The organism is Geomonas agri (assembly GCF_020179605.1).
In the GTDB taxonomy this organism is placed as follows: domain Bacteria; phylum Desulfobacterota; class Desulfuromonadia; order Geobacterales; family Geobacteraceae; genus Geomonas; species Geomonas agri.
Map to the genome: position 1 here is coordinate 1,132,833 of NZ_JAINZO010000002.1, position 12,360 is coordinate 1,145,192.

Genomic DNA, 12,360 nt, shown 5'->3' on the forward strand with positions numbered 1-12,360 from the left:
CCCTGGGAGAGGGTGCCCGAAGGGCGGGTGAGGGCTCTGCCGGCTGCGGAACTCCCTCGCCCTAGCCCTCTCCCTGAGGGAGAGGGGATGTGGACCGTGGAGGGGTGATCCTTTTCTGGGGCTCCTCCGCGATCCTCCGTGTTCTCTGTGGTTGATGCTTTTTTGACTCTAAATTTAGGGGTGACTGATGAAGATGCCGTTTATGCAGGCGGTTAGAGAGCGGGTGCTGGTTTTGGATGGCGCCATGGGGACCATGCTGCAGGAACGCGGGCTGAAGGCGGGACAGTCGCCCGAGGAAATGAACCTGACCGCGCCGGAGGTGGTGGCGGGGGTACACAAAGCCTACGTCGATGCCGGCGCAGACATCATCGTTACCAACACCTTCGGCGGCACCAAGGCCAAGCTCGACCACTACGGTCTTGGCGACCAGGTGGCCCGGATCAACGCGGAGGCGGTGCGCATCGCCCGCGAGGTGGCCGGCGAGAGCGCCTACGTGGCGGGCTCCATCGGACCGACCGGTCGCTTCGTGGAGCCGGTGGGCGACATGAGCTTCGACGAGGCCCATGCGCTCTTCACCGAGCAGGCCAAGGCACTCATCGACGCCGGCTGCGACGCAATCTCCCTCGAGACCTTCCTCGACATCAAGGAGATCCGCGCGGCGCTCATCGCCATCCGCGAACTCTCCGCCGACATCCCGGTGATCGCCATGCTTACCTTCGAGGAGAAGGGGAGAAGTGTACTGGGCTCGCCGCCGGAGGCGGCCGCCATCACGCTGGAAGCTGCCGGCGCCTCGATCATCGGCTCCAACTGCGGCCTGGGCGTTGACGGCATCTACGACATCCTGTGCGCCATGAGGAAGGTGACCTCCCTGCCGCTCATCTCCCAGGCCAACGCGGGGCTCCCCATCCTCAAGGACGGCGTTACCGTTTTCCCCGGCACCCCCGACGAGATGACCGCCTACCATGACCGTATGATCGGGCTAGGCGTACGTGTCATCGGCGGCTGCTGCGGCACCACCCCGGCCCACATCGCTGCCATCAAGGACGCGCTGGCCGGGAATCAGGTTCCGTTCACACCTAAGGAAGACGACGGCACCACCTGGGTCTCCAGCCGCGGCTCCTTCGCCGCCATGGGCAAGAAGCACCCGGTGGCCCTGATCGGCGAGCGCATCAACCCGACCGGCAAGAAGCTTTACTCCCAGGAACTGCGCGAGGGGAAGGTGAGCTACATTCGCCGCGAGGCGCTGGAGCAGACCGAACTGGGCGCGACGCTGCTCGACGTCAACGTGGGTACCCCCGGTATCGATGAGCCGGCCGCCATGGAGCGCGCCGTCTTCTGTATCACCGGCGCTGTCCAGACCCCGCTGGTGCTCGACTCCTCCTCCCCCGAGGCGCTGGAGGCGGGACTCAAGTCCGCCGACGGCAAGGTGCTGATCAACTCGGTGAACGGCGAGGAGAAGAGCCTCGCAGCGGTGCTGCCGCTGGCGAAGAAGTATGGCGCGGCGCTGGTTTGCCTCACCCTGGACGACGCCGGCATCCCGGCCGAGGCCGAGGGGAGGGTGGCCGTGGCGCAGAAAATCGCCGAGCGCGCCCAGTCCGTCGGCATCAAGCGCAGTGACCTCGTGGTCGACTGCCTCACCCTCACCGTGAGCGCCGAGCCTAAGGGCGCGCTGGTCGCCCTGGAGGCGGTGCGCCGGGTGAGCGAGCTGGGGCTCAACAGTACCCTGGGCGTATCCAACATCTCTTTCGGCCTTCCCTGCCGCCCGCTGATCTCGTCCACCTTCTTCTCGATGGTCATGGCGGCTGGTCTCACCTCCGCCATCGTCAACGTGAAAGAGGCGCCGATGATGTCCGCCTGGAGAAGCGCCATGGTGCTCCTGGGCAAGGACGTCAACGCTGCGGGTTACATCGACGCCTACCGGGGCCAGTCCGTGGGCGCCACCGTGCAGCCCGCTGCTGCCGCCGGTGCAGCGGCGCCCGTTGCCGAGGCCTCCGAGCCGGAAGGGATCCGCGGGCGCCTGGCCAAGGCAGTCATCACCGGCGAGCTCGAGGCCGTGGTGCCGCTGGTGGAGGAGGCGCTTGCCGAGGGGCTTACGCCGATGCAGATCAGCTCCGAGGCGCTCCTGGTCGGCCTGGACGAGGTCGGCCGCCGCTTCGGTAACGGCTCCTTCTTCCTGCCACAGGTGATGGTTTCCGCCGACACCATGAAGGCCGCCTTCGCCCGGTTGAAGCAGGAACTTTCCAGCGGCGGGCTGCAGAGCATCGGCAAGATCCTGATGGCGACTGTCGAGGGGGACATCCACGACATCGGCAAGAACATCCTGGTGACGCTCCTGGAAAACAACGGCTTCGAGGTGATCGACCTGGGCAAGAACGTGCCGGCCGCGAAGATCCTGGAAGCGGCACGCAGCCACCAGGTGGACGCGGTGGGACTCTCGGCGCTCATGACCACCACCATGGCCCAGATGGACAAGGTGGTGACCCTCTTGAAGTCTGAAGGGGTGAAGAGCTTTACCATGGTGGGGGGGGCGGTAGTCACCCAGCAGTACGCCGACGAGATCGGTGCCGACCTGTACGCCAAGGACGCCATGGAGGCGGTGGCCCGCATCAAGGAACTGCTGGCAAAATAAACGCTTTTTTTGCGTGAACGGGAGCCGGACGGGTCCGCAATATCGCTTGCAACGCCGCTCCCGCTGTGCTAACTTGCCACGGGTCCGCCATTTGGCGTAGAGGGTAGCATGGTTCTAGGTTTCAACCACAACATCAGGTACAAAGGGGAACTCTTCCACGTCCAGACCGAGGACAGCGGAGTCGCCAATCCCCACATTATCACCCTGCTTTATCGCGGGGGGGTCATCCTCGCGTCCGCCAAGACCAGCTATGCCGACATCATCAAGGTGCAGCAGCTGGAACTGGTGGTCGAGTCGATCATGAAAGAGCAGCACAAGGACATGATGCGCCGCCTTAAAAACGGGGAGTTCGATGCTCGCATCTTTCCCGATGGCGCCCCGGCAGTCGCGGCCGAGGAGCAACGTCCCGCTCCTGAAAAGGAAAACACCGCTGCCGCACCAGCCGCCGCATCCCCCGCTCCGCAGGAAGCCCCGGTGGCATCAGCTCCGGTGCGTCCTCCGCAGCAGCCTCCTCCGGCACCGCCTGCCCCTGCCGTGCCCCCGGCATCTCCAACCCATCGTAGCCTGGATGAGGTGATCCTCGATTACCTGATCACGGGCGAGGACAAATAAAGCCAGCCTGAAAGGAACCTTCGTGAAAGAAAAGATTGCAGATCTGGAAGAAAAGGCGAGGCGCCTGCGCGTCGCCATCGTGAAGACGCTGCACAAGTCGCAGTCGGGCCACACCGGCGGCTCGCTCTCCGCCATCGACATGGTGTGCGCGCTGTACTTCCACAAGATGCGCCACAACCCCGCCGACCCCGCCTGGGACGGCAGGGACCGCTTCGTGCTCAGTAAGGGCCACGCGGCGCCGGCGCTCTACGTGACCCTGGCCGAGTGCGGCTACTTCCCGGCGGAGGACCTGATGATGCTGCGTCGCCTGGGTAGCCACCTGCAGGGGCACCCGGACAGCAAGGGGACCCCGGGCGTGGACGTCTGCACCGGCAGCCTCGGGCAGGGGCTTTCCATGGCCAACGGCATGGCGCTCGGCCTCAAGCTGGACGGCAAGGAGAACCGGGTCTACGCGGTGCTCGGCGACGGCGAGCTGCAGGAAGGGCAGATCTGGGAGGCCGCCATGGCCGCCGCTCACTACAAGAGCGACAACCTGTGCGCCCTGATCGACTCCAACGGCCTGCAGATCGACGGCGACGTCTCCAAGGTCATGAACGTCTCCTCCATCTCCGACAAGTTCAAGGCCTTTGGCTGGAACGTGATCGAGATCGACGGGCATGACATGCGCCAGATCGTGGACGCCCTGGACCAGGCCGAGGCGCACAAGGGGGCTCCGACCGCCATCGTCGCCAAGACCGTCAAGGGCAAAGGGGTGCACCTGTTCGAGAACAAGGCCTCCTACCATGGCGTCACCCCCAACGACGACGAGCTTCCCGAGGCGCTCAGGTGCCTGGGGTGCTGCGACTAATAATCAGGGGCCAGGGACTGGGGGCTGGGACTGGTACAAACCGGGAACCGACCTGTCACCGGGCGCCTTAACGAAAGGATATGACTATGATCGCAACGAGGGACGCTTACGGCGAGGCGCTGGCCGAGCTGGGGGGCGAGAACGATAAGATAGTGGTGCTTGACGCGGACCTCTCCGGGTCCACCAAGACCGGCGTGTTCGCCAAGAAATTCCCGAACCGCTTCTTCAACATGGGTATTGCCGAGGCCAACATGGTGGGCACCGCAGCAGGGCTTGCCGCGGTAGGGAAGGTTCCGTTCCTCTCCACCTTCGCCATCTTCGCTGCCGGTCGCGGCTGGGAGCAGATCCGCCAATCGGTCGCCTACCCCAAAGCCAACGTGAAGATCGTAGCCACCCACGGCGGGGTCACCGTTGGTGAGGACGGTGGCTCGCATCAGTCGGTCGAGGACGTCGCCATCATGCGCGCCATCCCCAACATGACCGTCATCGTCCCCGCCGACGGCGAGGAGACCAAGGGGGCCATCCGCGCCGCCGCCGCTTACAAGGGACCGGTATACGTTCGCCTGGGCCGCAACAAAGTGCCCAGCGTGTTCCCGGCCGGGCACAAGTTCGAGATCGGCAAGGGCGTGGTCGTGGTACCGGGTACCGACCTCACCTTCATTACCACGGGGCTCATGACCGCGGCAGCGGTCACCGCCGCCGAGAAGCTGAAGGCTGAAGGGATCTCTGCGCGCGTGCTGCACATCGGCACCATCAAGCCGCTGGACAAGGAGGTGGTGCTCCAGGCAGCCGAGGAGACCGGCGCCATCGTCACCGCCGAGGAGCATTCCGTCGTGGGCGGCCTAGGCGGCGCGGTTGCCGAGTTCCTGGCCGAGACCTGCCCGACCCTGATGAAAAGGGTGGGGGTCTACGACCGCTTCGGCACCTCCGGCAAATCCGACGAGCTGCTCAAGTATTTCGGGCTCAATGCCGAAACCCTCATCGAAGAGGCCAGGGAGATCGTTTCGAGGAAGAAATAATGCCAAGGGTGCTCCGGTCAAACGGAGGCTTCACCTACATAGGCGCGCTGGTCATGGCCATCATCGTCGGCATCATGGCCAGCCGCGCCGCCGTGGTCTGGAGTACCGCCATGAAGCGCGAGCGGGAGGATGAACTGCTCTCCCGCGGCACCCAGATCCGGGACGCCCTGCGCAAGTGGTACAAGGTCAAGGTCGTGGACGGCAAGCTGGTGTCGAGCCAGACTGTGACCGGCACTGCCCCAGCCGCTGTCGCCGAAGGGCAGGGGGCGGGTCCTCCTGAACTCAAGTCGTTGCTTCAGGATCCAAATACGCCGGGAAAACTGCGCTACCTGAGACCTTATTGCCTGGTCGATCCGATTACCGGCAAGGAATGGGACGAAATCAGGGACAAAGGGAAAATTATCGGCGTCAAGTCCAAAAGCGAGTTGGCTCCGGTCAAGCAGGGGAACTTCCCTTTCGACCTTCCTCCTGCCGATTTTGAAAAGAAGAAAAAGTACAGCGAGTGGGAATTCGTTTATAACCATCTACCGCCAGATTCCAGGACCGGTGGGGCGATACAGGGGCTAAAGACGAACAGCAGCCCGAACCCGCTGCCGGCAGGCACTCAGGGTGCCCCCCGGTAGCTTGAGTAGCTCGACCACGTCGGGCTCCTCGGACAGTTCGGAAGATACATCCGGGGCCAGAAGGTCTCGGTTCAACAGAGGAAATCACCATCCCCAGGCTGCAGATGGCCCCCTCGCGGAGGGGGAGCAGCACCCGAAACCGGAGGCACCCTGATTTTCAAGAGTCTCACATCGCGGGTTATCGTGCTTTCCATCTGCCTGCTCGTGTTCGGCATCGGGACCTTCGCCTTCCTGACGCTGCGGCGCGAGCAGATGCAGCTTGTCAACTCCGCCCGTGAATCCAGCGAGCTTCTGCTCGACACCATCGAACGCTCCCTGTACAACTCCATGCGCCACGGCAACACCGAGGACGTGAAAGTGATCCTAGAGATGGTGGGGCAAAGCGAGAACCTGGTGGGCGTGCGCATCTTCCATCCCCACGGCGTCATCCTGAAGTCCTCCCAGGCCTCCGAGATTGGGCGCATCGTTGACCAGCACGACTTCAAACTTTTCCTGGATAACAAGCGCGAGGGGGTGTTCACCCTGGAGGGGCAAGGCGAAGTGCTCGGCATGGTGAAGCCCATTTACAACAACCGCCAGTGCAACCTGTGCCACGGTGCCAAGAGCCGCATCATCGGCCTGTTGAACGTGGACTACTCGTTGGTGGAGACCAGGCGGCGCATCGTCGAGCTGACTAAGCTCTTCGTCATGTCCACCGTCGCCATCATCGGGTTCCTGTCGCTGGCCATCTCGCTGGTGATGCTGAAGTTCGTCAAGAAACCGCTGCACCAGCTGGCCAAGAACATGGCCCGCGTCGAGGCGGGCGACCTCTCCGTGCGCATGACCCCGGAAGGCAAGGACGAGATCGGGCGTCTGATTGTCTCCTTCGACTCCATGGTGGACCGGTTGGACCGGGCCAAGAAGGAGCTGGAGACCTACCACTTCCAGCAGATGGAGCGCGCCGATCGGCTGGCCTCGGTCGGGGAGATGGCGGCAGGCATTGCTCACGAGATCAAGAACCCGCTCACCGGGATCGCCGCCGCCATAACGGTATTGAAGGATGACTTCGCCCCCGAGGATGGCCGCACCCTGATCATCGGCGAGGTGCTGGAGCAGATTTCCCGGCTGGACAAGACGGTCAACGACCTGCTCTTCTTCGGCAAGCCGACCGTTGCGGAGCCGACCTGCACCGACATCAACAGTGCCCTGAAGAAGATCCTGATCTTCGCGTCGCAGCATCGCGGCGGCAAGAATATCGAGAAGAAGCTGGAGCTCGCCGAGGATCTGCCCCCGGTCTACGTCGATCCCAAGCAGATCCAGCAGGTGTTCCTGAACCTATTCCTGAACGCGGTGCAGGCGATGCAGTCGGGCGGGGTCCTCACCGTGTCCAGCTCGCTGGCCAACGTGGATGGCATGGACATGGTGCGGGTGCAGGTGAACGACACCGGACCGGGCATCCCGCCGCAGATCCTGGAAAAGATCTTCACCCCGTTCTTCACCACCAAGGCCCAGGGTACCGGCCTTGGCCTGGCCATCAGCCATCGTCTCATCGAGCAGCACGGCGGACGTCTTTCCTGCGTCAGCCAGGATGGCGTCGGCACCACCTTCTCGGTTGAACTACCGGCCTACTGCCCGACCCAGGAAGAGATGGAGAAGGAACAGTTGAGTAGCAGCATCATCGGTTAAACCATCGCTGCACCATGCAGTACGGCAGACCCCGACCACCCCGCGCCAGCGGGCCCAACACCACATCCTAAGGAGCCGCCATGCGCAGAGCGAAAATAATGGTCGTCGACGACGAGCACCTGATCCGCTGGTCACTGGAGCAGAACCTCAAGAAGCAAGGCTACGAGGTCTGCACCGCAGGGACTGGCGAGGACGCGCTCAGGATCGCCCGGGACGAGCAGCCGGAGTTGGTGCTGCTGGACTACCATCTCCCCGGCATAAACGGCCTGGAGGTGCTGCAGCGGCTGAAGGAGATCGACGAAGAGATCCTGGTGATCATGGTGACCGCCCAGGGAGGCCTGGAGACCGCAGTGAACACCATGCGCCACGGGGCCTACGACTACATCAACAAGCCCTTCAACCTGGACGAGATGGCGTTGGTGGTCAGGAAGGCCCTGGAGACCTCCGAGCTACGCCGCGAGGTGGTGCAGCTTCGCAGCGAGCATAAGAAGCAGGGGCCGCCCAAGATCTTGGGCAGTTCCAAGCACATGAAAAACGTGCTGGAGATGATGGCCAAGGTGGCCAAGAGTGATGCCACTACCGTACTGGTGCAGGGAGAGTCGGGTACCGGCAAGGAGCTGGTGGCAAAATACATCCACTACGAATCGGCCCGCGCCGACAAGCCTTTCGTCGCCATAAACTGCGCCGCCGTCCCCTCGACCCTCCTGGAGAGCGAACTCTTCGGTCACGAGAAGGGCGCCTTCACCGATGCCAAGACCTCCAAGAAGGGACTCTTCGAACTGGCCGACGGAGGCACCGTGTTCCTGGACGAGATCGGGGATATGGAGATCGGCATGCAGGCCAAGCTGCTGCGTTTCCTCGAGGACCGCACCCTCCGTCGCATCGGCAGCGCGAAGGTGACCCCCGTCGACGTGAGGATCATCTCCGCGACCAACAAGGACCTGTTAAAGGCAATCGAGGAGAAGACCTTCAGGAACGACCTGTACTACCGGCTCCAGGTGATCCCTATCTTCCTACCCGCCCTGCGTGAGCGTAAAGAGGACATCCTGGTGCTGGCCAACCACTTCATCGAACTCTTTTCCAAGGAGTTCGGCAAGCCGACCAAAGGGATCTCCAGCATGGCTGAGAAGCTTCTGGTCGAGTACAACTGGCCCGGCAACATCCGCGAGCTGAAGAACGTCATCGAACGCGCCATCATCCTGGGCAACGACGAGAACCTGCTCCTGGAGAACCTGCCGCTGGAGATCGTCGCCAAGGCCTCGCAGGTTACCGTACCGCTCACCACCTTCAAGCTCCCTCCCGAGGGGATCGATATTGAGGAGGTGGAGCGCGAGCTGATCAAGCAGTCCCTGGAAATTACCGACTGGAACCAGTCCAAGGCGGCCAAGAAGCTGAACCTCGGCATCGATGCGTTCCGCTACCGTATGAAGAAATTCGGCTTCCTCAAGTAGGAACCCGCCGCAATCGAGTACGCGAAACAAAAAGCCCCGGCAGAGTCATCTGCCGGGGCTTCTTCGTGTCCCTAGATTCTCACCAGTTCGTATGCCCTGGTGCCGATGCCGATTTTCTCGGCGTGCTCCAACTGCACTTCCCAGTCGATTTCGGGGTGGACGCCGCGGAATTTGTCGCCGCCGGGCTCGTGGCCGCTGGCGAGCGCGGTGTCCTGGTTGCCGCGGGCGTTGTTGACCAGGTCGGCGCAGGCCTGGTCCAGCGCCACCGGGTCGGCCGAGGCGCAGATGCCGATGTCGTTAACGATGGGGGCGTCGGCGTGGCCGTAGCAGTCGCAGGCAGGCGACACCTGGGTAATGAAGTTCAGGAACAGGGTCTTGCCCTGTTTGCCGTAAAGGGCTCCCTTGGCGTACTCAGCCATCTTGCGCATAACCAGCGACGCGCTTTCGTTCCACTGGATGTTGATCGCCTTACGCTGGCACGCGGTGATGCAACGGCTGCAACCGACGCAGGCGGCAGGATCGATTTGGGCCTTTCCCTCGATGATGGTGATGGCGGCATGAGCGCAGGACTTCAGGCAAACGCTGCAGCCGTTGCAGAAACGCTCCGCTACCTTGGGCGCCACGGTCGAGTGCTGCTGCATCTTCCCGGTGCGGCTGGAGCATCCCATGCCAAGGTTTTTCAGGGTGCCGCCGAAGCCGGTCAGTTCGTGGCACTTGAAATGAGAGACGGCGATGAGGGCATCCGCTTCCAGGATCTCCGCGCCGATGTTCACCGTCTTCAGTATCTCGCCGTCAACTTGCACGTCCCGGGCGTTGTGTCCCTTCAGCCCGTCGCACATGATGAGGGGCGCGTTGACCACGGCGTAGGCGAAGCCGTTTTCGACGGCGCAGGCCAGGGCGGAGACCGCCTCCTTGCGCTCGCCCGGATAGAGGGTGGATGAGTCGGTCAAAAACGGCTTCCCGTCCAACGCCTTGACCTCGTCGACCACGCGGCGCAGGAAGATGGGGCGGATGAAGGTATGGTTGCCCCGCTCGCCGAAGTGGACCTTCACGGCAACCAGGTCCCCCGCGGCGACACTCTGCGCCAGGCCGGCCTGCTGCATCAGGCGCCCTATCTTACCGAACAGGTTCTCCTTCGCCCCCGCCCTCATGTCCGCAAAAAACACCTTGCTCTTCATAAACTTCCCCTCCTTTCGGCAATGCCAATAAAACACCTGCGATTGGTATCACATATCGTCGGCCAGATCAACAGCACGTAACTTTTTCTTGCTCTGTCGATAAAATATGTTATTTATTAAAAATTCTCAGCGTACTGCATTGGGGATGAGCGGAAACGACGCTGCAGGAGCGGGATCACGGCCACCGGCGACTAGCACTTCCCGGCGCGGCGACGGCCCGCAAACCATTAAAAATTCGGCCCCCGAAGCCGTCTCTCCTGCCATGTCAACCAGCCGGAGAGGGACTCCGGGAACGATAAAGGAGCACCGATGATCGAATGTGACGAGCGAGAACTTTGGATCATGGGACTGGGCGAGCGAGTGGAGCGCGGCGCCATCGTCTGCAGCTACCTTGCGGAAGGGGGGCATCGCGCCAGGACGGCCAAGGTGGGCGAACTCTCGGGGTGCACACCGCGGGCGATCCTGCTGGATCTCTCCCCTTGGTCCGACGACGGCTGGGGCGTGCTGCTTGCCCTGAAGGAGAACCCGGCGACGCGCGAGATCCCGATCCTTCCCATGTACCTGAGCGAAATCGGCCAGGTCGGCGCTGTCTTCCCGGTAGCGGGCTTTTTCACCCTCCCCATCGACACCGCCTACATGACCAGGAAACTGAATCAACTGGGGCTTACGGACGAGTCGGACGACTACGACCTGCAGGTGATGCTGGTAACTCGCAAAGGTGAGGAGCAGGTACAGCACGCCATCACCAAGCTCGGCTTTGAAGTCGTTAACGCCTATACCGGCAAGGAGGCGGTGGCCCTGGGCACCATCATCCACCCCTACATGATGTTCTGCGCGCTGATGCTCCCTGACCAGGCCGCTTTCGAGCTCCTGGAGCGTTTCCGGCTCTACCCGCAGACGAGGAACATCCCGTTCTTCGTGCTACTCAAGGGAGAGATGAAGGACGGCGAGCGCCAGGCCATGAGCCGTAGTATCGAGCACTTGGTGCGCAAGAAGTGGCTCACCCGCCAGGAGTTCTTGGCCTACTTCAAGAAGGGCAAAGAGTAACAAGGCAGGAGTTGACTAAATAAGGGGGGACGGCAAAAAGCCGTCCCCCCTTTCACTTACCTTCCCAGGATCTCCGTAGCCCTCCGTGTGCACCCCCGGCCTTTTCCCCTCGCCCTCCGGGAGAGGGGCAGGAGTGAGGGCTTCTCTTAACCCGGTTAGCCTCTCCGCCTAACCCTGGCGAGAACCGCGCCGGCCGCGAGGCCACCAGCCAAAAGCGCCCCCAGTCCCCACTTGTTTTCCGAGAGCCACACCTGTGTGCTGAACCCCTTGGAACGGGCGTCGAAGCGGCCGTGCGCTGTGTAGGGGCCGGGTACCGTTTGCCAGAGGTTGCCAGAGCGATCGGGCCGCTCGGGTTCGTCGGTCTGCTGTGACTTGTACCCGGTGAGCCCGAGGTAGAGGTCGAGCAGGCCGCGCGAAACCTTGTTGCCCCACATCGCCTTAACCGTAGGCAGCCCAACGTATATTTCACGGCGTCGGTGGTGCGAGGCCCAGACGATGGTGTCCGCGGCGACGTCCGGCTGGTAGATGGGGGGGACCGGCTGCGGCCGGTTGGGAAGCCGCGACTCGACCCAATCAAACTGTGGCGTGTTCATGGCGGGAAGCTGAACCATGGTGATGTGCACCCGGCTCTTCTCGTGGATCAGTTCGCAGCGGATCGAGTCGGTAAAGCCCCTCATGCCGTGCTTGGCGCCGCAGTAGGCAGACTGCAGCGGAATGCTGCGGTCCGAGAGCGCCGAGCCGACCTGGATCACCATGCCCCGGTTGCGCGGCAGCATCCGCTTCAGTGCCGCCATGGTGCCGTGCACCGCCCCGAGATACGTCACCTCGGTTACCCGCCTGAACTCCTCGGGCGTCATGTCCTTAAATGAGGAGAAGACCGAGGTCATGGCGTTATTGACCCAGACGTCGATGGGGCCGAATTCTCTTTCCACCTCCGCCGCGGCCTCCTCGACACGCTGCGGGTTGGCCACGTCACCGACCAGCACCAGCGCCTGTCCCCCCAGCCGCTCCACCTCCTCGCGGGCCGCCTCCAAGCGTTCCTGGTTCCTGGCGAAGAGCCCTATCCGCGCCCCCTCTCGTGCGAAGGAGTGCGCCGTGGCGCGCCCAACCCCCGCGGATGCGCCGGTTATCACAACCACCCTTTTTCCCGATGACGTCACTGTAGCCCCCTTCGTCTCACCACGACTGGTGTGACTCTGCGTTGGTTGAATGCGGCGCCCATTAGAGTACCAGATATGAAAATTTTAACTTCATGGGCGGTCTAAAAACGGGTCAGGAAGGGGATGAAG

General features: G+C 62.8%; 10 protein-coding genes. 8 read left to right on the forward strand and 2 right to left on the reverse strand.

Features of this window, described 5'->3' with window-relative positions; all coding sequences use genetic code 11:
• The first annotated feature begins 187 nt into the window (after window positions 1-187).
• The 7 genes from K7R21_RS16310 (at window position 188) to K7R21_RS16340 (ending at window position 8,846) form a co-directional block, all read left to right on the forward strand.
• Window positions 188-2,629 (forward strand): homocysteine S-methyltransferase family protein, encoded by a 2,442-nt coding sequence (locus K7R21_RS16310; protein ID WP_224984333.1) that lies wholly within the window; start codon window positions 188-190, stop codon window positions 2,627-2,629.
• A gap of 108 nt (window positions 2,630-2,737) precedes the next feature.
• Entirely contained in the window at window positions 2,738-3,241 is a 504-nt protein-coding gene (locus tag K7R21_RS16315; RefSeq protein WP_224984334.1) for a hypothetical protein, read from the forward strand.
• A 22-nt stretch (window positions 3,242-3,263) separates the two neighbouring features.
• Entirely contained in the window at window positions 3,264-4,088 is an 825-nt protein-coding gene (locus K7R21_RS16320; protein WP_224984335.1) for a transketolase, read from the forward strand.
• A gap of 86 nt (window positions 4,089-4,174) precedes the next feature.
• Window positions 4,175-5,107, forward strand: a complete 933-nt coding sequence (locus tag K7R21_RS16325) for a transketolase family protein (protein ID WP_224984336.1) — start codon at window positions 4,175-4,177, stop codon at window positions 5,105-5,107.
• Window positions 5,107-5,730 carry a type II secretion system protein gene (locus tag K7R21_RS16330; protein ID WP_224984337.1) on the forward strand — a complete coding sequence of 208 codons (624 nt, stop codon included), beginning with the start codon at window positions 5,107-5,109 and terminating at the stop codon, window positions 5,728-5,730. The genes K7R21_RS16325 and K7R21_RS16330 overlap by 1 nt, the downstream gene beginning before the upstream one ends.
• A gap of 183 nt (window positions 5,731-5,913) precedes the next feature.
• Window positions 5,914-7,395, forward strand: a complete 1,482-nt coding sequence (locus K7R21_RS16335) for a two-component system sensor histidine kinase NtrB (RefSeq protein ID WP_224984338.1) — start codon at window positions 5,914-5,916, stop codon at window positions 7,393-7,395.
• A gap of 80 nt (window positions 7,396-7,475) precedes the next feature.
• A complete protein-coding gene (locus tag K7R21_RS16340; RefSeq protein ID WP_224984339.1) occupies window positions 7,476-8,846 on the forward strand; it encodes a sigma-54-dependent transcriptional regulator in 1,371 nt (456 codons plus the stop codon).
• 71 nt (window positions 8,847-8,917) lie between these two features.
• Here K7R21_RS16340 and K7R21_RS16345 read toward each other — a convergent pair whose 3' ends face one another.
• Entirely contained in the window at window positions 8,918-10,024 is a 1,107-nt protein-coding gene (locus K7R21_RS16345) for a DUF362 domain-containing protein (RefSeq protein ID WP_224984340.1), read from the reverse strand.
• 309 nt (window positions 10,025-10,333) lie between these two features.
• Between K7R21_RS16345 and K7R21_RS16350 the strand changes: the two genes are divergently transcribed.
• Window positions 10,334-11,071 carry a response regulator gene (locus K7R21_RS16350; protein WP_224984341.1) on the forward strand — a complete coding sequence of 246 codons (738 nt, stop codon included), beginning with the start codon at window positions 10,334-10,336 and terminating at the stop codon, window positions 11,069-11,071.
• A 155-nt stretch (window positions 11,072-11,226) separates the two neighbouring features.
• Here K7R21_RS16350 and K7R21_RS16355 read toward each other — a convergent pair whose 3' ends face one another.
• Window positions 11,227-12,231: an SDR family oxidoreductase gene (locus K7R21_RS16355; protein WP_224984342.1), complete on the reverse strand. Its 1,005-nt coding sequence runs from the start codon at window positions 12,229-12,231 to the stop codon at window positions 11,227-11,229.
• Window positions 12,232-12,360: the final 129 nt, after the last annotated feature.